Source organism: Paenibacillus sp. JL3B1040 (assembly GCF_057063165.1).
The window spans coordinates 2177920-2204445 of record NZ_CM169317.1; the positions used below are offsets into that span (position 1 = coordinate 2177920).

The window sequence follows — 26526 nt, forward strand, 5'->3', positions numbered from 1 at the left end:
AAATTTACTATTAATTATAGGAGCGGGTGAACGGGTTGTCAAATTCCGCCCCCCGGCGGGCGCTGTAATTGCCTTTACCCGAGCAGTCCAAACCATTGCCAAAACGGAACGCTGATCAACAGTCCGACGATATTGACCGCCATATAGATGACCGAACCCAGCATGGTTTGTTTGGCGGTCGCCATTTTTCCGTCTATAGCGTAATACGTCGTCAGGAAAGGCGGATTTTGATATTGCAAAATCCAAATATTGACGGAAGTGATCGTTGCAAATGTAATAATGAACGGATTAATGCCCGTGTTTGCCAGCAGCGGAAGCACGATCAGAATGAAGATGGTTACCGCCGCGGACAAGGAAACCAGCAGGAAGCGAATGGCGTAAACCAGTAAGGCCAATACAACTACCAGAACATAGGGATTTTGCAGGACCGGTTCGATCACGGGCGTAAGCGTGCTGCCGATCCATTTGTCGATGCCGACTTTCGGAAGAACGGTCCCGAGATTCAATGCGCAACCGATAAAAATGACGGCGTTCCAAGGGATTTTATTTTTGAAATCGGCGACAGAGATCACCTTCAGGCCCACAAGCACAGAAACCGCGAGTATGGCGATGACGGCCGACGAAATGCCGGTTCTTTTTTCCAACATCCATAAAATAAGCGTCCCGATCAAAACGACCGCCGTGATTTTTTCGTTTTTGCTCATCGCACCCAGTTCTTTTAACTGGTTCTGAAGAAAATCGCCGGGCAGCTTCGTATCGTTTTTCGGGCCAAAGAAATGCTTGATGGCAAAATAGCTGCCGACTATAAAGACGACCGCCCACGGCAGAGCATACAGGAACCAGTTCCCCCAAGTCAGTTGAGTCTGAACGGATTCGTCCAATAAACCTCTGCCGACATAGTTCATGAACGTGGCGCTCAGAAAGATCGGAGAAGCGCACACGAAACCGAAAAACATGGCAAGAAACAAGCCGGCGCTCGCTTTGCTCTTTCTTTCATATCCCATCGTATCGCTGATCGACAAGCTGAGCGGCGCGGCAATCGAGCCTTTGGCATTGGTGCTGGGAATGGTGGGGGAAACGATCAAGCCCGCCAGCAGCACGGCCAGACTTTGCCCCTCCCTTGAATGTCGTCGGGAATAACTTCATGACATGCAGGGCGATCCGTTTCATCAACCCGGTTCCGCTAACCGCAATGCCGATGCCCAAACCGCCGATGACCATCCACCAACTGGTTCCGGAAAATTGTGAAAAGGCGTCGTTAAACGGAACCACGCCCAGAACGACCCAGGAGGCGCACATCATCAAGCTTACCGCAAAATCCGGCATGACGTCGCCAATCCAGTAGACGATGGCGCAAACCAGCGTTCCCAACACGATCATGGATTTTGGGTCCAAGCCTTCAAATGGAGGAAGAAATGCAATCGCGACGGCCAACGCAAGTCCGACCATCGCGCCGATGATTTTTTTGGTATTTGAGTTTTTCAACGGGTTCACCTACTTTTCCAGAACAGTCTGATTAACGACGTAAGCCGGCGTTTTGCCAAGATGATAATCGACAATGGCCTGAGCGGCGCCGACGGAGAGATTCTCAATCGCTTCGGTTGTCGTTCCCGCGATATGAGGCGTGAGAACGACATTTTTAGCCGAGAATAGAGGATTGTCCAGCTCCGGGGGTTCGACGGAATACACGTCGACGGCGGCGCCGGCAATGATATCTTGATTCAGCGCATCCGCCAGCTCGGCTTCGTTAACGATTCCGCCGCGGCTGGCGTTAATCAAATAGGCCGTAGACTTCATTTGTTTCAGCGTCTCCAGGGTTACCAAATTTTTGGTCGCTTCCGTAAGCGGCACATTGATGGTCACGAAATCGGAAATCTCGTATAATTCTTTGGCCGTATGGACTTGAGTGACATTCGGATTGTCCGTTTTTACATATGCATCATACACATATACCGAAACGTTCAGCGATTTTACCAATTCGGCAATAAGGTTGCCGATGCTCCCGAACCCGATAATCCCCAGCTTTTTCCCATTAATTTCGCTGCCGCCCGCCTTATATCGGTTGACCAATCCGGGTAAGGAAGCTCCCGCTTCCGACAGCTTGCCCGATCTGATTAACCGGTCCGCAGGGAATAAATTTCTTCCGAGCGTCATCATGGAAGCGATAATGTACTCTGCGACAGAGTAGGCATTGGCATTCAAAACCCGACTAACCAGGATGCCGCGTTCGCTGGCGGCGTCCACATCGATATTGTCCACGCCGATTCCATGACGGGAGATGATCGACAGGTTCGGAGCGGATTCGATCACTTCCCTCGGCAGCGGGCTTGTACGAACGATGATGCCGTAGACGTCCCGGCTTAGCCGCTTCAAAGTTTCCGCATCGGTGGAAGGAGAAACGACGACCTCAAATCCGTGCCGTTCCAAAAGGGCCACCCCTTTTGGGTTTATGGCTTCGCATAACAAAATTTTTGCTGACATAAGAAACCCTCCGTTACATGTAGTAGGATGACGGCTTTTTTCGCAAAAGTATGTGAAAAAAGGTTCAAGCAACTGCATTCTAAGGGCTACAGCAACTGTACAGTCAATACTTGCTATTTCGAACAAAAAAGAAAAAGGAATGAAATCGAAATCCTAGAGATTCCGGTTCATTCCTTTTTATACCAGAATATAGTATTTTTTGTCATTATTTTTGCGGTTTCCGACTTTTCCGTACAGTTACTGTACCTTATTTTTAAAGGGAACCCATGCTTCAAAATAGCGAAATCGACCTTTTTCTCCGTTTATTCTATCGAACGTATTGGCGATGGTAACCAATTGCACGTCACCGTTCAACGCCAAGCGGTTAGCGGCCATAAACTGCTCTACGTACGCCAAATAGCTCCATTTCACCGAGTCGTACGCATCCACCTTGAAGATGGTATAAATGCAGGGCTGCGGCTCCACAAAAAAAGCGGTGGGAATCCGGTCGAATCCGTAAAATTCGGCATATTTTTGCTCCAAGGTCAAATCGCAATAAGTGGAGACCGGGTGTTCCTTCGTATCAATATCCGATTGTTTGATGCCTAAAATATGGCGGCATAAAGGCATGGCCTCCATACCGATTTTTCTGGCCAACGTACCGTTGTCCGTGTTTTCGAGTATATCCTCCCGCAAATGCAGATGATGCCATCTGGGAGGACGCACGCGGTAAAAACAGCGCTGGTAGAAGACCGGTATGGATTCCACCAGTTCTTTCAGTTGCTTCATCCCGTCCAAACAATAACGCCTCTTCAAAAGTTCTCTTTCATTTTCGGCAATTTTGACCTCCAGGCTTTCCGCCAGGTCGTTTAAATCATTTTCATTGAAAATCTTCTCCGTTTCTTCAATAGAAAAGCCCATATTCTGATATTGCTTTCGGATCATAATCATATAAACATCATAGGATGCGAATAATCTTTCGTTTTTGTGGTTTTTCTCGCCGGGTAGCACGATTCCGGCCTTGTCATAGTAACGGATCGTTTGAGGATGCATGCCGAGCATGCTTGCGACTTCGCCAATGCGATAAGTTGCCGTGAATTTCCGGTCTTTTTGTTCCATGCGCCGCAACCAACCTTTACATATATGATATGCCATTCTATCATATCCGGCCGTTTCGGAGCAGTTACCGAAATTATAGGTCTTTCGCCTTAAAAAAGATTTCTATCCGGCAAAACTTCCTGTAAAATCAAAGTTAGCAAAATTTGAGATTATGCAAAGGACATGGAGAACCAATTTGATGGGATCGGAAATCAACGTATATATTACGCTCGTCGCTACCTCAGGCGTGTTGAATTTATTCTTGGGCATTTACGCCTTTGTTCATCGGACAAGCATCCCGTATGTGCGAACCTTCCTGATTTATAACGCCGCCTTGGCCATTTACATCTTCGGCTTCGCGTTCGAGCTGTCCAGCGACTCGTTGGCAGAGATCAAGCGATGGATCGTCGTGGAATACATCGGCATGCCTTCCGCCGCGGTGTTAAGCTTGCTGCTCGTTTTCCGCTACCTGGGCAAAAACGTTTCGCGCAAGATGGTTGCGGCGATGTTCGTCATTCCCGCAATGACGTTGTTTCTGGTCGCCACAAACGATGCGCACCATCTTTTTTACAAAGACATCTATATCCGGGAATCCTCTCCGGTTCCGCTGGTCGACATTGATATCGGGGAATGGTATATCGTTCACGGCGCTTATACCTTCGGCTGCTTACTCGGGAGTTTGGTAGTGCTGCTGCGCCGCTGGCGGCATACGAAAAAAATGTACCGTCTCCAACACGCGACATTAATCGTTTCGCAAGTGATCCCGATGCTGGCCGCCTTCCTTTATTTGATGGGCGTAACGCCGTGGGGAATGGACCCCGTGCCGATGGTGCTGTGCCTCACTTCCGCCATGTACATCTGGGCGATCGTCTCCACGCGGATGCTGACGATCGTGCCGATCGCCAAGGAAAGTCTGTTCGAAAGCATGCGGGAAGGGGTTATCGTCCTTGACGGCGCGCACCGCATCGTCGATTATAACCGGGCGCTGTCCGGGCTGCTGCCGAGGGTAAGCCACCGGACGATCGGCAAAACGCTGTTCGAAGCGTGGCCGGAGCTGACGGGAGAGACGTTCCCCTTCGTCGATTCCGTCGACGGCATGGAGGAGGAGCTGCACTGGAAAACCGCCGCCGGTCCGCTTACCTGTCTGATCCGCTCTTCGCCCGTAATTAGCAAAGACGGCGACGCATTAGGGACGTTGCTGCTGCTGATCGACATCACGGAGCAGAAGCGGCTGCAGGACCAGCTTCAAAATTTGGCTTTCCAGGACGGCTTGACGGGGGTTCCGAACCGGAGACGGTTTCTCGGCCAAGGCAAGGAAATGCTGGAAGGAGCGATGGCGGCTGGGAAGCCGTTCGCCGTCATTTTGTTTGATATCGATTATTTCAAGCGGATTAACGATAAATACGGGCATGAGACGGGGGACCAGGCGCTCGTGCACGTTACCGAGGTATGCCGCCGCATTCTGCCGCCGGGGGCGTTGTTCGCCCGCTACGGCGGGGAAGAATTCGCGATAGCCTTGCCGGACGCCGCGATCGGGGAAGCGGTCGAATGGGCCGAACGGCTGCGTGCGGCCTTGAGCGCCGAGCCGCTTCCGGCCGGGACCGATTCGATCGGCATCACGGCCAGCTTTGGCGTCGCCCCTTCGCTCGGGGCCGGAGATACGCTGGAATCGCTGCTGCGGGATGCGGACGCCGCCCTTTACGATTCCAAGCGGAATGGCCGCAATGCGGTCAATCTGGCCGCCGCCGCGAAGGAGTAGATCGGCCTAATGTGTATGATCAGCGGCCGGTACTACATTCAGGATGAACGAAGCCCAACGGCAGCTTAAGTCGAACAGTTCGGCCGCCACTGTAAAGGATGAAACGCATTTCAGGTCAACCCTATCTTTTGCTTTTGCGCCGTTTGCGATAAAGTGATAATCATGGAGTCATACTGCGGAAATTTTGAGAAAGGAGACCGAGACATGGCCAATATCAAGGAGATAGCCAAACTGGCGGGAGTGTCGGTATCTACCGTTTCCCGAGTCATTAACGATCACCCTTACGTCAGCCCGGAGAAACGGGAAGCGGTCAAACGAGCCATGGAGGCGGCCAACTACGAGCGGAATATCAACGCCGTCCATTTGAGCCGGGGCAAAACGAATCTGATCGGCGTGGTCGTTCCCTCCATCCGCCGTCCTTACTACGGGATGCTGGTGGACGGGATCGCGGAGGAAGCGATGAAGGACAACTACAAGCTGGTGTTCATCCAGACCGATTACGAGGTCGAGCGGGAGTTGGATGCGTTGATGATGCTGAAGTTGAAGCAAATCGACGGGCTGATCATCGGATCAAGGTCCTGCGAGTGGGAGATCGTCGAGGAATATGCGAAGTACGGGCCGATAACGGTGCTGGAGGATGGCCGGGGCCGGAACGTTTCGTCCATTTTCTTCGACCATCACGGCAGATTTACCCGGGCGTTAACCTATTTGTGGGACAAAGGGCATCGGAAGATCGGATATTGCCTGGCCCGCAGATCCAGTCCCAACAGCTTGAGACGAACCGCAGCCTATCGGGATTTCCTTGCCGGCAGGCAGCAGGCTTACCAGCCCGATTACGTCTTCTACGAATGCGCTCTGATGGAAGACGGAGAGTGGATCATGGAACGAATCCTGCGAATGGAGAATCCGCCGACCGCACTGTTGGTGACCAGCGATCAGGTGGCCGCCGGCATATTGGCCTATTGCTCGGAACGCGGCATTGACGTACCGGACAAGCTGGCCATCGTAGGCTTTGACAACCAGCCCATCGCGAAAATGCTGAAGATTACGACGTTTGAAATCCCGCTCGCGGAGATCGGACGCAGGCTGTTCCGCCAAATTCTGGCCGGAGAGCCAACCCATATGGAAATTCCGCTACACTTGATCGAACGCTCGACGGTTTAACGCACAAGCGGTGACGACTCTGCCACAGGAGGATGAAACGGGGCCTTGGCGCATGTTTCCGGACAGGGACAGTCATACTAGCAGAAAGGAGGCTGGTATGAGATGACCGCGGAAGAACTGGGGTTTTATTTTCTGCTGTATTCGCTGTTCGGATGGCTACTGGAAAATGTATACAGTTGGTTCGCGCAGGGAGTGTTCTGGAAGGAAGGGTTTCTGAAAAGCCCGTTTAAGCCGATGTATGGCGTGGCCCCGCTGCTTCTGCTGATGTTGTGCCGCGAAAGTGCAGGGACCCGGCCATGGATTGCCGCAGCGTTATGCCTGCTCATCCCGACGATTGTCGAAGGGATCAGCGGCTACTTGCTGCTGACCCTGTTCGGGCGGAGATGGTGGGATTATTCGGGGCTCCGTTTTCAGCTCGCCGGCCATATCTGTCTGCGGTTTTCGTTGTATTGGGGCATATTGTCGGCCCTGCTGCTGAAGGTGTTGCACCCGCTGGCGGAACAGGCGTATCAAGGGGTCTCCTCGGTGTGGCCCGTGGCCGGACCGGCTCTGCTGCTGCTGTTTGCGGCCGATCTGCTGTGGACGTGCCTGACGCGGCGGCGGGAATTTCGCGGAAGCCTGATTTGACCGCCATTCAGCAAATCAGTCCCGGCATTCAGCCGAGACCGGGATTCACATTACCGTAAAATATTCGGCGATGCCGCGATACAGCGCCTCGGCGATTTTCTGTTGACCGCGCCCGTTCGTCAGAATGGCGCGGTCTTCGGCGTTGCTGAGGAACCCCATTTCCACGATCACGGCTGGACAATCGATGTGATTGAGCAAATAAAAAGGCTTGCCAAGCTCGGGGACTCGGGCATTGTCCAGGCGGTAAAGCCGCTCCAGCGACTGTTGAATGGAAGCGGCAAGCACCGCGCTTCGTCCTTCATTCTGATGGAGCACGAGCGGCCCGCGTTTCGATTTGTTCCGCCCCCAGTTGACATGCAGGCTGACGACGATCGAGGCGGGCAATTGCTCGCTGAGTTCCTTGCGCTGCGCCAGATCCCGAATATGGCGCGAACGGTTTTGAAGCCAGCGATTGTCGTCGCTTAAGGCATAATCCCCCGTCCGATTGAGGATGGCGCGGTAGCCGTGGCTTCTCAGCACAACGTAGAGCCGCCGCCCGATTTCAAGGTTAATATCCTTTTCGAGAATCTGCTCATACGATGTCCCCCCGTCAATTCCTCCGTGACCGGCATCGATCAGGATGACCGGTTCGGGGAAGGCGTACCGAAGATCCTTGCCTCCATCGGCCGCCGCCGGAGCGATTCCGAATCCCAGAGCAATGGGGATCATCATGATGGCGGCTAATAGGCCGCGTGTAATTTTACCCATCTGTCTCACCTTTCAGGCTTAGATTCCTTCTATAGAGTGAGCTTGCGGCGGAGAAATCATGCATTGCGGGAAACGAAAAACCGCTTGGGACATCCGGGTTTAAGGCGGTGGGAATCGGCGCAAACTAAAGCTAACGAAGAACGACGTATTCGGAAAGGAGTGTTCTCGAATGGCGACCAAAGGCGACGAATTGGTCAGATACATTACCGAGCGGGTCGTAGATTACGTGGAGACGCCGCGGGATATCCGCCGCGAGCGGTCGAAGGTCAAGGAACCGTGGAGCCGGCGCTGGTTCGGGATGATCCCGTTCTCCATCTCCCTGTGGGTCGGACAGCTTCCCAAACCGAAAAGGAAGGAAGCTCCCGGCAAGGAACAGGCTCCCCCCTCTCGCGAGGGTTAACGGGCCGCGCCTGCGACCGGATCCGTGTGGACAGCCGCTTTCTATCCCGAAAGGGAGGGAGCGGCTGTTTTTTTAGGATCAACACACACCGGCCGGACGCTTTGCAGCTTTATCCCTTTTGATCAGATTCGCCGAGAACTGGAGAGGAGCTTGCCCTACTCCGGGTCCCTGGCCCCCTGAATGAAAGGGATCATCGTGCAAAGGCAGCCTGAGTGACATCAAAGGCAGAAGCTTCGCCGCGCAACAGCGGCGCATCATGTTGCCGATTTGAACCCCGCCAAATCCTCCGTCAACCGGATCAATTGGCCAAGGCCTTCGCGGATCGCGGTTTCGTTCACGAACGAATAGCTGAGACGAAGCCAATCGTTCATTTCGCCCAGCGGATCGCAAATCGCTCCGGGGACGAACGTTATTCCGCGGCGGATGCTTTCGGTCAGCAGCCGATCGGCGGGAAGCCCGCCGGGGAGCCGGACCCACAAATTTAATCCGCCTTGCGGACGGTGCCACTGCCAGTCGGTGCCGGCAAGCGTTTGTTCCATCACGTCCCGGCGAATTTGCAGCGCCGTGCGGAGCTTCTTCAGGTGCTGCTGCAGCCGCTCCGACTCGAAGCAGTGCTGGAACAGCTTCTGGTTCACGAGCGGCGTACCGTTGTCGGCCAGCGATTTGGCGGTCAGCAGCGGGGCCATGATTGCCGCCCGCGCGGCAACGGCGCAAATGCGCAGCCCGGGCGCCAAATATTTGCTGAAGCTGCGAAGGTACACAACCACGCCTTCCGTATCGTACGAATAAAGCGGCGGGGGCGGCGGTTCGTCGAAATAAACGTCATGAACCGCGTCGTCCTCAACGATCAGGCAGCCGTAGCGCTCCGCCAATTCGACCAGCCGCTTGCGCTGGGCGGCCGGCACCGTATATCCCGTCGGATTGTGATATGTCGGATTTATATAGAACAGCCTCGGTTTATGACGCTTCATGCAGGCTTCGACAAGATCGAGGTCATACCCGTCCCTGCGAATCTCCACGGGCAGGAGGCGAGCGCCACGCTGACGGAAGCAGTCGAGCGCCGAGCTGTAGGTCGGGCGTTCCACCAGGACGTAATCCATGGGACGTAGAAAAACGCCGGCCAACAGGTCGATCGCTTGCTGGCCGCCGGTCGTAATCAGCAGCTCGTCGGAGGCGATCTGGAGTTTGCTTTTTCGCTGCAAATCGGCGCTGAGGAGTTCCCGCAGCTCTTCGTCGCCCTGAACGGAGGAGTAAGTGCCGAGCAGCTTGGGATGGCGATCGAACACCTGCTTCACGTGATCCGACAGGAACAGGTTTGGCAGCAGGTTCGGATCGATCAACGCTTGAGAGAACGAATACACGGCCGGGATGCGGTGGATTTCGCTTAACGTATTGTGCAGATGGCGGGCCCCTTGCCGGTCCGTTGCCGGGCGGCTCCCGGAAACATAGTAGCCGGATTTGTCTTTGACATAAACGATGCCGTGTTCCTTGAGCAGTCCGTATGCCCGAAATACCGTTAATCGATGGAGCTGCAGCTCCCCGGCCAACGCGCGGACCGAAGGCAGCTTGTCGTGCGCTTTCCATTCGCCGCGTTCGATTCGGTCCGCGAGATAATGGTAAACTTGCCGGTACAACAGGTTGGCGGGTTCCGCCGTTTTGGCCATCCGTTTCATCCCCATTCCTTGTTGGATAACAGATTCATTTTACGCGAGAACTCGGGTCATCTGTTCTGTTATGTTCAAACTGTTCTATCCTCTTTCTTGTATGATACAGATCAACAGGCGAAAGGGGAAGATGACGATGGTCGTAGTTAATTATTTGATCGTGTGCCTTGTGTTCGGTACGACGTTTTTGGCGATAAAAATCGGGGTGGATCATGCGGCGCCGCCTTTCTTCTCGGCGGGAATCCGCTTCTTCGCCGCGGGGGCGATCCTGTTCCTGTGGATGGTGGGGAGGAAGAAGACCCGCTTAGCGCTGCTGCTGCGCAAGGAGCTGCTGCGCAAGGAGCTGCTGCTGACGGGGGCGCTGCTTACCTTCGGGACGTTTGCGCTTCTGTATTGGGCCGAGCAGTACGTGGCTTCGGGCATCGCCGCCGTGTTATCGGCCACGGGACCGCTGATGATTCTGCTGCTGCAGATGGCGGTGTTGAGGCAACAACCGACAAAACGAGAGGTTTCAGGTATCTTCGTCGGCTTGGCCGGCGTCGTATTGCTCGTGCTGCCCAGCTTGGTGTCGCCGCAGGTCGGCAGCCGCTGGGGGATCGGCTGCGCGGCGATCCTGATCGGCGAAGTGTTCTATGCGGCGGGGGCCCTGTATTCCAAGCAGGTCACCGAGCGTTACCCCGAAGCTTCGCCGATCGCGCTTAACGCCGTGCAGATGATCTACGGAGGCTTGCTGCTGCTGATCCTGTCGAGCTTCACCGAACGGGGGGCGGCCGGGGACATGCTGCATCCGTCCGCATTGGGCTCGCTGCTTTATCTGACCGTCGTGGGTTCCATGGTTGGACACAGCCTGTTTTATTGGCTGGTGGCGAAGACCAACCCGGTGTTCCCGTCCACTTGGCTTTACGTGTCGCCGCTTATCGCGCTTTTGATCGGGGTATGGTTTTACGGAGAGGAGGCCGGATGGTTGGCGGTGCTGGGCGGGGTGACGATCATTGCCGGTACGGTGCTGACCAACCTGGACAGCTTGCGCCGGTTGCTCGGCAGGCCGGCGCGTCCGACCGATCAGGCGGCCGCGGGCGGCACGGGGGCGGTGAGCCCAAAGGTCCGATAGCGTTCACGCAGCAAAGGCGAGTCCCCTGGAAGCTGAACTTCCGGGGGCTCGCCTCTTTGGATGAAGGAACTAGAAGGTAACGAATTGGCCGCTGTCCATCAGCGCGTCCAGCGCGATCAGCCGGATGAAGGTGTCGGTGCCGGTGACGGCGTACACGGCCTCGGCTTCGGCACCTTCGGTCGGTTCTGCCGAAGGGCTGCCGTTCTTCCAGGTTTGATAGCCGTAAACCGGCAGAGGAAAGGAATAAGTGCGTTCGGCTCCGGAAGCGGCGTAGACGAGCTGCCGGCTCGTTTTCAGCTTGCCGATGAAGGCGTCCGGCTTCAGCGCCAGCGGTTTGGCCGTCATCCATAACAGGTTGTCGTAGGGATCGAAGCGGGATGACGTATAGACGATGGGGGCGGGCGATAACGGGGCGCGGCTGCCTGCGGCCAGCCGCGGCGGCGCGTAGCCGCCCGCCTGCTTGTCCCAGCTGCCCGTCGTTTCGGGCAGCCATTCGCCGTCGGCGGCATTGACGAACCGGGGCTCGCCGCCGTCCGGCGGGCGAACCATCCACGCGGCCAATGCCGGGCCGGCGTAGAGCGGGACGGCGGTCACCCGTCCCGCCGCGGCTGCGCCGAGGCCGCCCTGCCGGAGCGCGGCCTCGAGCAGCGACGGATCGAATACGGAATAGGTGCCCATTCCGTATTCGACCAGCTTGTAATCTCCGCTCTCCGTGGCGGAGATGATGAGATAGCCGCGCGGGGCCGGCCCGCCCGGCGGCGTCCCGGCTGCGCCGCCAAGGCCGCCGCTGCCGCTTACGCCGGCCGCCACGGTCACGAGCCAGCTGTGCGTGCCCGGCCCCAGCGGCTCGATGGCCGTGGCGGCGCCGGCCCAGGCCGTAAACGGCTCGGCCTGGGCCAGCTTGCCGACGGCCTCGGCGGCGAAGCGCCGCAGCGCTTCGGGCGCGGGCGCGTCCGCCGGCGTCCCGAGCGCCGCCAGCGCGTCCGCCCCGGTGCGCCCGCCTGCGGCTTCCGCCGCCGCGGTGGTTAAGCCGCCGGGGCCTCCCGCCAGCGGCAGACCCGCGCCCGATGCGCTATATAAGATGCTTGCGCATAAGAGAATCTTGCAGGTAATCGACAGTTTCGTTTGGGGGTTGCGTGGTGTTGGCATGAGATCGCCTCCCTAGCAATTCGTCGGGCATAAGCCCGGTTTCGGCTGCTTGTCCATTGTACCGAAGCCCGCGCAAAAAGGATGTTGCAACCTGTCGCTTGGGTTTGCGGCAAACGGCTTCTATTTTTGCGGTCTTTTAGCGAGAAAAGGTCGGATTCCCGTCACCGCGGCGAACGCAGATGAAAGATGCCGCAGCCCAAGGCGGATACGACAATTCTCGGCTCATATTGCCAGCGGATTTCCTCCCGTCTCGCTTCGTATTGCTCGCTTGCTCCCTGAGCCCGCTCCGGTTCGGGATCCTTCACGAGCTCCTTGTAGTAGGCGTCGATCAGCGCCAGTTCGTCGTTCAGCCGTTCGCGGGCCTCCTGCGCCCAGGCGTCGTCATAAGCGGCGATCCGTTCGGCGAGCCGCTGTTCCAGGGCGGTGCGCCCGGCGTCAAGGGACAGCTGGGTTGGTTCGATATGAACGTTTTCCGGCAGTCGGGGGACCAGCCGCTTCGCCGCAATCCGGGTTTGAAACGACTCGTCGACCGCGCCCGTCAGCAGGGATACCCCGTAAAAATGCAGCTCCTCGCGCTTCATATCGCAGCAGAACTCCACCTTGAAGCAAACGCCCAGCCACGGCTCATATGCGGCGGGCAGCAGAGCCATCCGCTGGCGCTGCCCCGGCTCCTCGAACAGATACACGAACCGGCCGCCCTTGCGCGCCGCTTCGAAAATCTGTTTGAGCCGCGGGCTGCCGAACGCCAGCTCCTCGCGTTGAATCCGCCCGGGGCCAAGCACCGGGAGAGGCCTTACCGCTCCGAAGTAGCGGCCGAGCAGCGTGTCTTCCCGGGCGGCTTCCATCTGCTGCTGCGGGTCCGAGCCCGCCGGTTCCCGGGCCGCTTTCGCCTCCTCGGCCGCTCGGTGCGCCTCCGGGTCAAAAATAAACGAAAACGACATTGTTTCCGGCTCCGCTCCGGTCCGTTCGATGAACCCCCAATAATAAGGGCGGTTCGTCAAATCGCGGTCCGCGCGGGGGGAGAGCTTGACCGTAACGTGGTGGTGGGATTTTTCGAGCACCTGGCATTCGGTTGCTTCCAAATACGTCATGACATAATCGCGAATCTGTTCCCGGGTCATGGACATAACCGCGGATCAACCTCCCAACAATTGCTGTAGGCCGCCTTCGTCTTCGCTTGCTTCGGCTTCCGCATCCAGCTCGGATTTAATCGTGTGGAACTCGCGCCCCAGCGAATCGACGCGGCTGGCGATTTCTTCGTCGCTGCCGGATTCGAGGATGATTTGGTAAAGGCTTTTTTCCAGCGAATGCTCTTTCTCGAACCGTTCCAAAATCACGTCCAAATGGCCGATAACCATCTCGAACATATTGATCTTCTCATGCAGCAGATGGACAATATGCTCTTCAATCGTCCCTTTGGTGGACAGATTATAGATATTGACGTCATTCGTTTGTCCCAAACGGTGGACGCGGCCGATCCGCTGCTCCACCCGCATCGGGTTCCAGGGCAGGTCGAAGTTAATCATCTGATGGCAAAACTGCAGGTTAATGCCCTCCCCGCCGGCTTCGGTTGCGATCATCACCTGGGCCCGGCCGCGGAACAGGTCCATCATCCAGTCCTTTTTGCCCCGGTTCATCCCGCCCCGGTACGGGACCGCCGTCATGCCGCGGTCGCGGAAATATTTCAGTAAGTATTCCTGCGTGGCCCGATATTCGGTGAATACGATCACTTTATCGTTCATTTCGCGGATCAGCTCCATCGCTTTTTCCGCTTTGCTGTTGGCTTTGATCTGGCGGATCAGGTCGACGAGATCCCAAATCCGGTCGCGGATCGGGGAGTCGGGAGCCAGCTTCTTCGACAGGTTGACCAGCGTGACGAACACGGCGTCGCGGCTGCTGCACACCTCGCGCTGCAGGGTGACGAGCGACAGCATGCTGTTCAGGTCGCCGGCGGCGGCGTTATATTGATCTTTAATGAAGGAAGTAACTCCGTCGTACAGATTCTTCTCTTCTTGGGATAATTCCACGTTGATGTTGCGGACGATCCGCTTCGTGAACTCCAGCTCGCCGTCGCCGCGCCGGTTGCGGATCATGACCTTGGCCAGCTCGTCCTTGAGCTGATCCTCGTTCTTCGGCAGCCGTTTGTCGACAACGAAGTTGGCGGCAAATTCGCTTTGCCCGCCCAGTTGGCCCGGCTTGAGCAGCGTGATCAGGTTGAACAGCTCGCCCAGGTCGTTTTGCACCGGGGTGGCGGTCAGGAGGAGGCAATATTTTTTCCTTAGCTGCAGCATGAACTGATAATTGGTCGTTTTCTTGTTCTTCAGCTTATGGGCCTCATCGACGATGACCAGATCGTATTCGTTGTTTAGCAAAATATTCTTATGCGGGTCGCGTTTGGCCGTGTCCATGGAAGCGACAACGACGTCGTTGTGCCAGGAATGCTCTTTTTTCTGAGCCACGGCCGGTATGCCGAACTTCTGGTTCAACTCCCGGACCCATTGCAGCACCAGGGAAGCCGGCACGAGAATCAACGCCTTCTTCACCAATCCGCGCACGATATATTCCTTTAAAATCAAGCCGGCTTCGATCGTTTTGCCGAGGCCGACCTCGTCGGCCAGAATGGCGCGTCCGCGCATTTCGAACAAGACCTTGCGGGCCGTTTCGGTTTGGTGCGGCAGCGGGGTGACGCTTTGCAGATGCTTCAAGCACTGCATTTCCTCAAAGCTCGTGACGAGCGAAGCGGTTTCAGCCTCAAGGGCAAGGTTAAACAGCTTCCAATCGTCCCAGGGGCCGCCTTTTTCATGCCTCGTTTCCAGTTCGCTGAACCAATTCCGGTCAAATTCGATCGGGATCCGCGAATTCAATTCCGGCGGTTCGGCCGGATTGGAAGGGCCGGGGGGATGAGGATTCATGATGTAAAACCTCCCTTTCGGTGCGTCGTAGGTGTAGTATGGACGAAAAAGGAGGAGTTCATAACTTTTGAGAGGAGGGGAGCATTGGCCTAATCCTATTTTGCCGGGCATTTTGCACCATTATCCCGTTGAATCAGTTCACAGGGAAGGAGCGAATTCTGTGATCTGAAGACCGGGATTTGAGACCTGTGGTCTGTGGTTAGTTCGGTCCACTTTAACTCGCTCCCTTCCGCTTCACCTTATCGAAAGGGATAATCGTTCAAAGCAGCCGCGCAATAATCCAAGAGCCAAACCCCGCTTGATTTGGAAATGGTTACATGGCGGTTTCATAGATTTAGGTCCAAAAAATAGAGAGAATCGGAGCAAACGGGTGTTTGGGCGAGCCGCATTCGGAATTAAGCCTAAAATTTCAACCTGTCCACCTGTGACAACGAGATATTGTATAGTATAATGGTATTCGCACACAATATATTGTGATTTATACATATGATAATACCGTTTATAGCGTGTGCGCGGCGGTTTTCAAGCGGGCGTATTTTCGTTTGAAACAGCGCTTTTTTCGTTTTTTTCGCCTAATTTCGGCTTTTGAAATCAGCGCGAATGACCGATATATGGATGGATCTCTGAACCAAACTTTTAGGAGGGTGTTTTCTTTGAAAACTGTGCAGAAACAGCGCCTTGAGGGGCTAAGCGAAAAAATCTTCTTGGACCGGTACGCCTGGAAAGACGCGGACCCCAGCCATGCCAAAGTCGGCGACGTCGTCCTCGTTCTGACGAAGGACGATCCGAAATTCCCGACGAAGGAAGTCGGGGAAGTCGTTGCCCGCGAAGGCCGCAAGGTAACGGTGAAGACTCGCCGGGGCGAGCTGGTCGAATCCGACGTGGAGAAACTGACCCTCAATATCGAGAAAACCCCTGAAGAAATGTGGGACCGCCTGGCCCAAGCGATGGCTTCCGTCGAGGAAACGCCGGAGCTGCAGCAGGAATGGGAAGAGAAGTTCCGCTATATTCTGGACGATTGGAAGCTGGTCCCGGGCGGACGGATCGCAGCGGGCGCCGGCGCCAGCGACGAACTGACCTTATTCAACTGCTACGTGATTCCGTCGCCAAAAGACAGCCGCGGCGGCATCATGGAAACTCTGTCGGAAATGACCGAGATCATGGCCCGCGGCGGCGGCGTAGGCATCAACCTGAGCTCCCTGCGTCCGCGCCGTGCGGTCGTGAAAGGCGTAAACGGCTCTTCGAGCGGTGCCGTATCCTGGGGCGGCTTGTTCAGCTACACCACCGGCTTGATCGAGCAGGGCGGCAGCCGCCGCGGCGCGCTGATGCTGATGATCAACGACTGGCATCCGGACGTGCTCGATTTCATCACCGTCAAGCAAACAATGGGCCAGGTGACGAACGCCAACCTGTCGGTCTGCGTGAGCAACGGCTTTATGGAAGCCGTCAAGAAAGATCTCGATTGGGAGCTGGTGTTCCCGGACACGACTTACGAGGACTACAACGAAGTGTGGGACGGCGACCTCGATAAGTGGAAAGCGGATGGGCGCAAAGTCATCCATTACCGAACCGTGAAGGCGCGCGAGATCTGGCACACGATCATCGAATCGGCCTGGAAATCCGCCGAGCCGGGCGTGGTGTTCATGGAATACTACAACCAAATGTCCAACAGCTGGTATTTTAACCCGATTATCTGTACGAATCCGTGCGGCGAGCAAGGCTTGCCGGGCTGGGGCGTCTGCAACCTGTCGGCGATGAACCTGTCCAAGTTCTACGACGAAGAGAACCACGACGTCGCTTGGGACGATCTTGCGACAACGACGCGTTATTCGGTCCGTTTCCTGGATAACGTCATCAACAAAACGCCTTATCATTTTGAAGAAAACGAGAAGAACCAGAAGAAAGAGCGCCGCGTCGGCCTCGGGACGATGGGTCTGGCCGAGCTGATGATCAAGCTGAACATCCGTTACGGCAGCCCGGAATCGCTGGAATTCCTCGATAAATTATATGGCTTCATCGCCAAGGAAGCCTACCTCGCGTCCGCGGACATCGCGGAAGAGAAAGGTTCGTTCCCGGCCTTCGAAGCGGACAAATATTTGCAAAGCGGCTTTATGAAAGTAATGACGGAAGTGTATCCGGAAGTAGGCGAAGCGGTTCGCACGAAAGGCGTCCGCAACGTCACGATCATCACCCAAGCGCCGACCGGCAGCACCGGAACGATGGTCGGTACCTCGACCGGGATCGAACCGTATTTCGCCTTCAAATATTACCGTCAAAGCCGTCTCGGCTTCGACGAGCAGTTCGTACCGATCGCGCAAGCGTGGATGGACGCGCATCCGGGCGAAACGCTGCCGGATTACTTCGTGACGGCGATGGATTTGTCGGCGGAAGACCATATCCGCGTGCAAGCGGCGATCCAGCGTTGGGTCGACAGCTCGATTTCCAAGACGGCCAACTGCCCGGCCGACTTCACCGTGGAAGAAACGAAACGCTTGTACGAGCTGGCCTTCGATTTGGGCTGCAAAGGCGTAACGATCTACCGCGACGGCAGCCGCGACGTGCAGGTTCTGCAAACGGAGAAGAAGGAAGAGAAGAAAGAGGAAGCGGCAGCTCCAACGACTCCGGCCGTCACGGAACAGCCGGCAAGCGCTCCGGTTCAAGCCAGCAGCCCGAAAACAGGCGAACAATACAAGAGACGCCCGCAAGTGCTGCATGGAGCAACTTATAAAATTAACACGCCGTTTGGGATGGCGTATATCACGATCAATGATTTGAACGGCATCCCGGGCGAAATCTTCCTGAACGTCGGCAAAGCCGGTTCCGACGTATTCGCGATGGCGGAAGCGCTTGGCCGCGTCTGCTCGTTGTTCTTGCGTTACGGCGACCACGGCGAGAAGGTCGAGCTGCTGATCAAGCATCTCAAGGGCATCGGCGGCACGGGGGCGATCGGCTTCGGTCCGAACCGCGTCGAATCGATCGCCGACGCCGTCGCCAAAGCGTTGGAGACGCACGTGCAAAACGGCCCGTACGGCGACCACGACCCGGCGCCGGTGGCCGCAACGATCGCGCATCATGACGAAGTTGCGCATGATCCTGGCACTGTTGACGGCTCGCACGGCGGCCACAACCACGGCAGCGCACCGGCCACATCCCGCGACCTCTGCCCGTCCTGCGGCTCCGCCTCGCTGATCAATATCGAGGGCTGCAAGACTTGCAGCAACTGCGGATACAGCAAGTGCTCGTAAGGAAGTTACCAATAAGATAAAATAAAAAGATCGCCTTATCTCGGCTTCTTGGCCAGGATAAAGGCGATCTTTTGCTTGTTTTGGCCTATCGCGGCTACGTTCAAGGCCGCTATCTCATCCGTTTCCATGATCTCTGCGGTACTCGAGGTTGTTTTCCATGACGAGGGCGGCGGTGCCGATGAAAAACGCGTTTCCAGGGAACTTTGAACGTGCAATCTGGACTTTACGGCGGTTGCCCGCGGCGATCATGCGGGTGTTGACCTCCTGCTCAAAATGCTGAAACAGCTGGTCTTTTGCAAACCACAGGTCGCCTCCGATAAAAATACACTCCGGATCATATAGGTTTACAATGTTGATCAAGCCGCTCACAAGATAGCGGTTCATCCGCTCCAACGCGGCGGAGCAGGTCGCATCGCCGGCTTCTGCCTTTATCAGCAGCTGCATCCAGTCCATATCGTGCGGCGCGCCGTTCTTATGAGCCCAGTTAAGGGTTGCCCGTACACTGCTCATAGCCTCCAAGCAACCGCGCTGTCCGCATGCGCATAACTCCCCGTCGGTGAGCACAATCATATGACCGATAATCGAAGCCAGCCCATTCGTGCCGGTGTACAAGCGTTGATTGAGGATAACTCCCCCGCCGATCCCGGCTGTTACACCCACATACACAAAATTGTTATACGGCTTCCCGCCTCCGTAATACATCTCTGCCAGTGCAGATACGGCCATGTCGTTTTCGATATAAACGGGAAGATTCCAACGCTCCTTAAGCCGGGGAACAATGCGGATCATGTCGATGTTAAAATCAGGCGGATCGATGATCACACCTTCCGCCATATTGATCGGGCCGATACTGGCAATGCCGATGCCCCAGACTTTCTGGAGGGGGACATTTTGCAGAATGATTTCGCACATGGCCAGCAAGCCGCTTATAAAGCTGTCCTCGGTGGTAAATTGCCCGATCGGAACCTGGTTATGAAGAACGATGGCACCGGTCAGGTTGATGATTCCAACCTGCAAAAAGTCCCGCCCTACGCTAATGCCCAGGGTCAGCAAACTGTCGGGGACCACTTCCAATAAAGTCGGGCGTCGTCCGGAGGTTGATGCGGTAGTGCCGCATTCGCGTACGATACCCTCCTGCAAAAAATCGGCAATCAGCGATGTGATGGTCATTTTGCTCAGTTGGGTTTGTTTGCTCAGCTCGATTCTGGATATTGGGCCGCATGTGGCAATGGTCTTTAAGATAAGAAACTTATTGGTTTCGATCATATTCTGATGATTTACGCCCCGCATGATGCCATCTCCATATGAATTCATAATATTTGTCCGGTCACATCTCGAAAGTATATAACTCGTATTATATCACATTGCCGCATGGTTGGTAAAACTGCGGACCTCCCAATAGTATAATAGCATTTATCCCGTTTATAAACATCAATCGTAAATATAGATTATTAATTATGATTATATACGATTATTGTATTGACATCTGATTGTAAGCGGTTTTATAATCCAATTAGTAAGAGATATTTACTATTTGTTATTCCCGTAGGGAATCGCAGCTTCTATGCTGTTTCGGATCATATGGGGATACGAATGGAGTGATGGATTTTGCTATGCGGATAGGAGTGGATATTGGCGGCACGAAGGTATCGTGTGCGCTGGTAGGAGAGGATAAGGCCATTCGTTCAAAAGTAAGCTTTGATACAAGGGGGGGACGTCCATATACGGAGGTGCTGCGCGATGTCGCGGATTCGATTTATTCCGTTCTTGATGAAGCCGGATGCCGGCTCGATGAGGTTGAAGCGGTTGGCCTTGGTTGCCCGGGAATATTGAATCAGCAAAAGGGTGAGGTGATTTACTCCAACAATATTGCCTGGGAGAATGTGCCGCTAGTAAAAACGCTGCAGAAAGATGTGCCTAAGGAAATCTACGTTGATAACGACGCCAATTGCGCGGCATTGGGAGAATATCTCTGCGGAGCGTCTCAAGGGACAAATTCGTCGGTTACGGTTACGCTCGGCACCGGCGTTGGCGGGGGGATTATCCTTGGCGGACGGATTCATAGCGGATTTAACTCGGCGGCAAACGCAATCGGACATATGGTGATCGTGTCCGGGGGGGTGCCCTGCACTTGTGGGCGGAAAGGATGCTGGGAGTCCTACGCTTCCATCACTGCGCTGGTTCGTATGGCTGAGGAGATGGCGGAGCAGTTTCCGGATTCCCTTCTGGCCGAGGTGAAGAGGCGCTCCGGCCAATTCAACGGAAAGAACATTTTTGCTGCCGCCCGGCAAAACGATGCGACGGCCTTAAAACTGCTGGACAAATACTACTATTTTGTGGCAGAGGGGATTATCGACCTCATTAATGTTTTTCAGCCCCAGATGATTGTGATTGGCGGTGGAATCAGCAGCGAGGGCGACGATCTGTTAAAGCCCATCATGGCCAATGTAAAAAAGGGCGTGTACTGCAAGCAGGTTCCGCTGCCGCAAATGGCGATCGCCAAACTGAACAATGATGCCGGAATCATTGGCGCAGCTTATCTGAAAGGGTATCAGGCAGCGGCTGTGAAGCAAGGAATCTAACGCTGATCGAAACTAAACCCATGCTTCCGAAGCAAGTTTTGTTCGAAGTTATTTCAGGAGGCTTGGGCTCACAAAACTTTGAGGAGGATGATTCGATGTCTGGTAAAAAAATGCTGACTCTATTTTTTGCCGTTTCCCTTATGGCGGGTATCCTTGCGGCATGCGGTGGAGGGAACCCCTCCGGAAACCCCGGAAATTCGGCGAAAACGGAGAATACACCGACCCAGACCAGCGGAAAAGTGGAGTTTTGGCTGGATAAACTGGGCGATGCGGAAAAGGCGGCTCGCTTGTCCGAAGCCTGGCAGAAGGATTCGGGGATCGAGGTCGTGTTCACCAATTACCCTGATGTCGCGGCCTATCAGACCTCCATCCAGCAAACGATCGACGACCCCGGCGCTCCGGGTCTGTTTACCTGGTGGAGCGGCCCCCAATTGGAAACTTTGGCCAAGAACGGCAAGCTGGCGGATCTGTCTGCGGAATGGGACCACTACATCGCCGACGGTGTTGCCGCTGACGTCAAGGAGGCTTTCACGGTGGACGGAAAGGTCTACGCCGCTCCTTACAGTCTCCGCTATGCGTCCGTGCTTTATAACGTGAAAGTATTTGAGGCTGCCGGCGTGGCGGTTCCCACCACATTCGACGAGTTTCTGGAGGCTTGCGAGAAGATTAAGGCCAGCGGCGTCACCCCCATCGGCTTGAAAAACGACTCATGGGCCAGCTTCATCTGGTTCCAGCAGTTGATTGCCGCCTATGATCCCCAGTTGTATTTGGATCTCTGCGATGGCACCAAACCCTACACCGACGATGCGGTGAAGAAAGTGATGGCGATCTGGAGAGAGATGTTCGATAAAGGCTATTTTGGGGAACCGATTGTCTACAGCGACCTCCACAAAGAGTTTGCTACGGGCGTCGTGGCCATGATGTTGGAGGACAGCCCTACCGTCACCGGTTTACAGAGCGATTACGGCATGGAGCCCGGAACGAATATCGATGCCTTTGTTCTGCCCAGCATGAACGGGGGGAAGGGGACGATCTTCTTCGAAGCCTCGCCGATTGTCGTCACCGAGGCCAGCGCCTCCAAGGAGCAGGCTCTTGCCGCTCTGCGCAGCTTCTACAAACCCGAAACCCAAACGGTGATGGTCAACGACCACGGCATTGCCAACACAAGTGCGATATCCGTGGAAAACCAGGCTATTCAGCGCATTTTGGAGATGACCGGTGATTCCGCCCATTACCAGCTCATGCTTCGCTTTTATGAAAATACGCCCGAGGATTTGCGCAATACGGCCCTTGATGAACTCTCTCGCTTTATGTATAGCGGTGCGGATATCGACGCTGTACTGAATAACATACAGGCCAAGGCGGACGAAGTATTCGGCTGAATGGAGGGGTTCCTTTGAAGAAGAGCAACTTCGTTTGGACGAACTATCTGTATCTGCTGCCGGCGGTTTTGCTGGTTTCCGTCTTCTTTGTCACGTCCATTGTGTATACCCTGCGTCTCAGCTTCTTTGAATACGACGGATTTTCCGCCATGCGGTTTGTGGGAATGGAAAACTACCGTCATCTGTTTCAGGACGCAAACTTCAAAATATCATTCATGAACACCGTCATCTGGGTCGTGTTTTCCCTTTTGTTCACATTGGCGCTGCCGCTGCTGCTGGCCATTTTGATTACGAACAGCTTTTGGGTCGGCGGGTTTAAAAATATTTTTTATTATCCTACGGCGCTGTCAGGCACCATCGGAGGCATTATCATGGTGGCCATTCTTTCGAAATATGGCATTCCCCAATTGTTTGGCCTGCTGGGATTTGAGGGGTTGGTTCGGGATTGGCTGGCCATCCCTTATGTAAATACATTTATTATGATTTTGATGGGAACATGGCAAGGCGTAGGCTTGAACACCATTCTTTTCATCACCGGGCTAACCACCATTCCCGATTCCCCCATTGAGGCGGCCAAGATTGAAGGTGCGCGGACGATCCAGCTTTACAACAAGGTGATTTTACCGCTTCTCAAGCCCACCACGGTGGTTGTGTTGCTGATGTCGCTTGTGAACAGTTTTAAGGTGTTCGACTCGATCTGGGTCATGACGAAGGGCGGTCCTTACCGAACTTCCGAAACCTTGGCGTTGACGATGTACCAGGAGTCCTTTATCCACGGCAAGTTTGGTGTGGGGGCGGCAGTGGCTGTGGTACTTACGATGATCATCCTGATCGTCTCCTATTTCAATATCCGCAACACTTTCGGAGACACCGACCGGACGGCCTGAGCGAAGCGCGAAAGGAGAGCCCTCAATATGAAAAAAGTAAGCAACGGAAGAATCGCCATCAATGCGGTGCTGATTATTCTGTCTATTCTATGGATTTTCCCGGCGGTCTTCGCTATTTTCGGGACGTTAAAGAAAAAGCAGGAATATAACCTGAGTAACTTTTGGGATCTGCCGCAGGGAATAAGTCTTGTCGAAAATGTAAAGGCACTCGCCGGCCCCTTCGGCATCGTCAAGGGAATGCTCAACAGCTTGCTGTATGCCACGGCCTCGGCCGGGGCGGCAGTCATCATCGCTACCCTGGCAGCTTATGCCATCGCCCATCTCAAGATCAAACGGCCCATGCTCTGGTTCTTATTTATCTACAGCGGGACCATCTTCCCGTTCCAGGTTTATTTGATTCCGGTTTACAAGGGATTGACGGCCACGAACCTGTACGATACCCAATTGGGGATGATTTTGTTCTATACCGCCATCTGCGTGCCTTTCTGTATGTTTGTCCTGCGAAATTATTATCTCGGCATATCCAAGGAAATCTGCGAATCGGCAAGGATCGACGGCTGCAACAGCCTGCAAATTTTGGGGCACATCTTTGTCCCGATGTCGATCGCCCCGCTGTCCGTTGTGTTCCTGACCCAGTTCAACTGGGTGTGGAATGAGCTTATGTTTGGGCTGACCTTCACCAAATCCCGGGAAATCCGTCCGGTAATGGCTGCGATTACCCTTATGGACAAAGCGAATGTGCCGGTGATTCTTATGGCCTGCGTGGTGGCCTCCATTCCCACATTGCTGCTCTTTTTCCTGCTGAACAAACACTTTGAAGCCGGGTATGCTTATCAGAGCAAATAATTTTAATGAACGGAGTTGATTTTATGAAGCTGTCGAAAAAATGGAAGGTATTTCTCATTCACCATTCACACACCGATATCGGCTACACCGAGCGGCAGGACAAAATAATCCATTATCATAGCGATTTTATAAAGCAGGCGGTGGATATTCTGCGGGAGGCGGATCGCACCGGAGATGAGGATCGCAAAGGCTTTGTTTGGCAATGTGAAAATCACTGGCAGGTCAAAAACTTTTATGACCATGCATCTGCGGAGGATATTACGGACTTTGAAAAATATGTACGGGCAGGGCGGATTGGACTATCGGGCAATTATTTGAATTTAACCGAGCTTGTCAGCCGGGAGGTTCTATACGATTGTACAATTCAAGCCAAGGCGTATGGCGAGCGGATTGGTTATCCGATCCGTAGCGGGATGAGCGCCGATATCAACGGGTTTGCCTGGGGGTATGCCGATGTGCTGCGGGAGTGCGGCGTGGAGCGCCTGTTTTCCTGCCTGCATCCCCATCACGGAATGTTCCCCCTAAACCAAAAACAGACCCCCTTTTACTGGCAGGGACCATCCGGAAAGAAGGTGCTGGTATGGAACGGTGAGCATTACCACTTTGGTAACGAGCTTTGTTTCTCGCCTCATGCGGCTTCCACCTATATGATTCACGATGAAGTGGGCAAGAAGCTCAGAGGAAGCCAGCTTATGACCACCAGCCCCGAGGATACGGAGCAAGTCGAGTTGGCCATCCTCGATGAACGGTTGGAGCGCTATCTGCAGAATCTGGAGGAGGAGGGGTACCCTGGCGATTTTGTGCCCTTCATGATTTCGGGCGCGATTACCGACAATGCCCCGCCAAACGCAAAGATTGCCGATCGGGTCGCTTGGCTGAACCGGAAGTACGCCGGAACGCTGGAAGTACACATGGCCACGCTGGACCAGTTTTTTGACCATCTGGAAGCGGCGTGGAAGGACATTCCGGTTTACCGGGGGGATTGGAACGATTGGTGGGCGGATGGTGTCGGATCCACCCCGGCGGTAGTTAAGGTGTATCGGGAAGGGCAGCGAAAGTACCATCTCTGCAAGAAGCTGGATCCGGATTCCGCCCTTGGCGATGCCGACTTGATGCGGAAAGCGGCGGAAAATCTGATCCTCTACAGCGAGCATACCTGGGGTTATTCCTCCTCCGTATCGGAACCTTGGGAAACCTTGGTCGGGGAGCTGGAGCAAAAAAAATCAGCCTACGCCATCAATGGCAATACCGAAGCGGCGGACAACTTGGACCGGATTTTAGCGAAAAAAGGAGAGGTTGCCATCCGGCAAGACCGGCCGCAGAACTTTCGGATCCTAAATCCACACGACATTCCGGTAGAGACGACCGCCAAAATCTATATTGAGTTTTGGGAGTATGTCGGCGGGTTGAACTATAGCCTTGATGTTCCGATCGAAGTGTTTGATTTGGCGACCGGTGAGGTCATCCAACATCAGGCAAAGAGAATCGCCCGCGCTTACGAGATCGAAATCCCGCTCAACCTGGGGCCCAAAGAGGAACGCAACGTCGGGGTGCGCGCGACTGGCCGGTACAATAATCAAACCTCCCGGAGCCATGCGCATATTGGCGCGGAGGGGATCGCCGATGTACTGCAGCCCGGTGTGCCGCGGGAAGATGTTGCCTGCGTGGAGACCGCGCACTACCGGGTGGAGTTTGATCAAAAACGGGGGATTACCTCGATCATAGACCGTACAAGCGGGAAGAATCTAGTTCGGCAGGATGCCGCTTACGCCCCTTTTACCGGAATTTACGAGGTTACCGATATCCGTACCACCCCGACGGAGGAGCGTCGGCGAATGGGACGCAACCGCAAGTCCCCGGCAACCAGACGGTATGAATCTCGCCTGACCGATATCCAGATTGTCGAGAGCGGGCCCTTGTTTGTTTCTCTGCAGCTCGACTACAGCCTGGAGGGCACACGGTTCTACAAAGTGTTCCTCAAGCTGTACCGGGAAATCAATAAAATCGAGGCCATGGTGCGCGTCCACAAGGATAGCGTGTGGGAGCCGGAAAACCTTTATGTGTCGCTGCCGTTCACCGCGGGCGACGAGGAGGTAAAGTATGTGGACAAAACCGGTTGCCTCTTTCGCCCGGGAATCGATCAACTGCCGGGAAGCAATATGGAATTCTATCTGATCCAAAACGGACTGGTGATGGAAGCCGGTAAACGGCAGGTCGTGGTCGCTGTCAAAGACACGCCTTTGATTACGCTTGGCTCCCTTGAAGCTAAACCGATCCGGCTTTGCGACGGCGACAATTGGGAACTGAACCGAGGGGAAACCTTCGCCTGGGCCATGAACAACTTCTGGGAGACCAACTTCAAGGTAGACTTGGGCGGCTTCTATGAATTCGCTTTTACGCTGTCCGCCCGGGAGCAGCAGACAACCGAAGCGGCAATGCGCCTTTGCGAGGCTTATAACGAGGGATTGCTCGCATTCTATATTTAACTAATGA

General features: G+C 54.9%; 21 protein-coding genes. 11 read left to right on the top strand and 10 right to left on the bottom strand.

All coding sequences use genetic code 11. From position 1 onward, the window contains the following. Positions 1-74: 74 nt before the first annotated feature. The 4 genes from ACZF99_RS09645 to ACZF99_RS09660 all read right to left on the bottom strand — a co-directional run bounded on the left by ACZF99_RS09645 (position 75) and on the right by ACZF99_RS09660 (position 3579). On the bottom strand, positions 75-1100 hold the full coding sequence (locus tag ACZF99_RS09645) for an SLC13 family permease (RefSeq protein ID WP_483611207.1): 1026 nt from the start codon (positions 1098-1100) through the stop codon (positions 75-77). Continuing rightward, positions 994-1485 carry an anion permease gene (locus ACZF99_RS09650; protein WP_483611208.1) on the bottom strand — a complete coding sequence of 164 codons (492 nt, stop codon included), beginning with the start codon at positions 1483-1485 and terminating at the stop codon, positions 994-996. Before ACZF99_RS09650 ends, ACZF99_RS09645 begins: the two co-directional genes overlap by 107 nt. Before the next feature lie 9 nt (positions 1486-1494). Beyond that, positions 1495-2481 carry a hydroxyacid dehydrogenase gene (locus tag ACZF99_RS09655; protein ID WP_483611210.1) on the bottom strand — a complete coding sequence of 329 codons (987 nt, stop codon included), beginning with the start codon at positions 2479-2481 and terminating at the stop codon, positions 1495-1497. A 237-nt stretch (positions 2482-2718) separates the two neighbouring features. Next, a complete protein-coding gene (locus ACZF99_RS09660) occupies positions 2719-3579 on the bottom strand; it encodes a MerR family transcriptional regulator (protein ID WP_483611212.1) in 861 nt (286 codons plus the stop codon). 178 nt (positions 3580-3757) lie between these two features. Here ACZF99_RS09660 and ACZF99_RS09665 point away from each other — a divergent pair, with 178 nt between their 5' ends. From ACZF99_RS09665 to ACZF99_RS09675, 3 genes are all read left to right on the top strand, one after another. Further along, entirely contained in the window at positions 3758-5317 is a 1560-nt protein-coding gene (locus tag ACZF99_RS09665) for a histidine kinase N-terminal 7TM domain-containing diguanylate cyclase (RefSeq protein ID WP_483611214.1), read from the top strand. A gap of 204 nt (positions 5318-5521) precedes the next feature. Next, positions 5522-6481: a LacI family DNA-binding transcriptional regulator gene (locus ACZF99_RS09670; protein ID WP_483611215.1), complete on the top strand. Its 960-nt coding sequence runs from the start codon at positions 5522-5524 to the stop codon at positions 6479-6481. Between the two features lie 102 nt (positions 6482-6583). Then, the gene (locus ACZF99_RS09675; RefSeq protein ID WP_483611217.1) at positions 6584-7108 is read left to right on the top strand and encodes a putative ABC transporter permease; all 525 of its coding nucleotides are present in this window, start codon (positions 6584-6586) and stop codon (positions 7106-7108) included. Positions 7109-7153: 45 nt separating this feature from the next. Here ACZF99_RS09675 and ACZF99_RS09680 read toward each other — a convergent pair whose 3' ends face one another. Beyond that, on the bottom strand, positions 7154-7855 hold the full coding sequence (locus tag ACZF99_RS09680; RefSeq protein WP_483611219.1) for an N-acetylmuramoyl-L-alanine amidase family protein: 702 nt from the start codon (positions 7853-7855) through the stop codon (positions 7154-7156). A gap of 169 nt (positions 7856-8024) precedes the next feature. On the opposite strand from ACZF99_RS09680, the gene ACZF99_RS09685 reads away from it, so the two are divergent. Next, positions 8025-8255, top strand: coding sequence for a YqzE family protein (locus tag ACZF99_RS09685; protein ID WP_483611221.1), 231 nt, complete (start codon positions 8025-8027; stop codon positions 8253-8255). 254 nt (positions 8256-8509) lie between these two features. Here the strand turns inward: ACZF99_RS09685 and ACZF99_RS09690 are convergent, their stop codons facing one another. Beyond that, on the bottom strand, positions 8510-9928 hold the full coding sequence (locus tag ACZF99_RS09690; RefSeq protein ID WP_483612633.1) for an aminotransferase-like domain-containing protein: 1419 nt from the start codon (positions 9926-9928) through the stop codon (positions 8510-8512). Positions 9929-10055: 127 nt separating this feature from the next. On the opposite strand from ACZF99_RS09690, the gene ACZF99_RS09695 reads away from it, so the two are divergent. Beyond that, a complete protein-coding gene (locus tag ACZF99_RS09695; RefSeq protein WP_483611223.1) occupies positions 10056-11030 on the top strand; it encodes a DMT family transporter in 975 nt (324 codons plus the stop codon). A gap of 69 nt (positions 11031-11099) precedes the next feature. On the opposite strand, the gene ACZF99_RS09700 is transcribed toward ACZF99_RS09695, so the two are convergent. The 3 genes from ACZF99_RS09700 to ACZF99_RS09710 all read right to left on the bottom strand — a co-directional run bounded on the left by ACZF99_RS09700 (position 11100) and on the right by ACZF99_RS09710 (position 15091). Continuing rightward, positions 11100-12179, bottom strand: a complete 1080-nt coding sequence (locus ACZF99_RS09700) for a hypothetical protein (protein WP_483611225.1) — start codon at positions 12177-12179, stop codon at positions 11100-11102. Positions 12180-12340: 161 nt separating this feature from the next. After that, positions 12341-13306: a YqhG family protein gene (locus ACZF99_RS09705; RefSeq protein ID WP_483611226.1), complete on the bottom strand. Its 966-nt coding sequence runs from the start codon at positions 13304-13306 to the stop codon at positions 12341-12343. 9 nt (positions 13307-13315) lie between these two features. After that, complete coding sequence (locus ACZF99_RS09710; protein ID WP_483611227.1) at positions 13316-15091, bottom strand: DEAD/DEAH box helicase; 1776 nt, start codon at positions 15089-15091, stop codon at positions 13316-13318. A gap of 653 nt (positions 15092-15744) precedes the next feature. Here ACZF99_RS09710 and ACZF99_RS09715 point away from each other — a divergent pair. Then, the gene (locus ACZF99_RS09715; protein WP_483611229.1) at positions 15745-18336 is read left to right on the top strand and encodes an adenosylcobalamin-dependent ribonucleoside-diphosphate reductase; all 2592 of its coding nucleotides are present in this window, start codon (positions 15745-15747) and stop codon (positions 18334-18336) included. A gap of 114 nt (positions 18337-18450) precedes the next feature. Here ACZF99_RS09715 and ACZF99_RS09720 read toward each other — a convergent pair whose 3' ends face one another. After that, positions 18451-19626 carry an ROK family protein gene (locus tag ACZF99_RS09720; RefSeq protein ID WP_483611231.1) on the bottom strand — a complete coding sequence of 392 codons (1176 nt, stop codon included), beginning with the start codon at positions 19624-19626 and terminating at the stop codon, positions 18451-18453. Between the two features lie 323 nt (positions 19627-19949). Here ACZF99_RS09720 and ACZF99_RS09725 point away from each other — a divergent pair, with 323 nt between their 5' ends. The 5 genes from ACZF99_RS09725 (at position 19950) to ACZF99_RS09745 (ending at position 26519) form a co-directional block, all read left to right on the top strand. After that, positions 19950-20918, top strand: coding sequence for an ROK family protein (locus ACZF99_RS09725; RefSeq protein WP_483612635.1), 969 nt, complete (start codon positions 19950-19952; stop codon positions 20916-20918). A 95-nt stretch (positions 20919-21013) separates the two neighbouring features. Beyond that, on the top strand, positions 21014-22300 hold the full coding sequence (locus ACZF99_RS09730) for an ABC transporter substrate-binding protein (protein ID WP_483611233.1): 1287 nt from the start codon (positions 21014-21016) through the stop codon (positions 22298-22300). 14 nt (positions 22301-22314) lie between these two features. Then, entirely contained in the window at positions 22315-23187 is an 873-nt protein-coding gene (locus ACZF99_RS09735) for a carbohydrate ABC transporter permease (RefSeq protein WP_483611234.1), read from the top strand. Between the two features lie 27 nt (positions 23188-23214). After that, positions 23215-24033 carry a carbohydrate ABC transporter permease gene (locus ACZF99_RS09740; protein ID WP_483611236.1) on the top strand — a complete coding sequence of 273 codons (819 nt, stop codon included), beginning with the start codon at positions 23215-23217 and terminating at the stop codon, positions 24031-24033. 23 nt (positions 24034-24056) lie between these two features. Beyond that, entirely contained in the window at positions 24057-26519 is a 2463-nt protein-coding gene (locus tag ACZF99_RS09745; RefSeq protein ID WP_483611238.1) for a glycoside hydrolase family 38 N-terminal domain-containing protein, read from the top strand. The last annotated feature ends 7 nt before the right edge of the window (positions 26520-26526 follow it).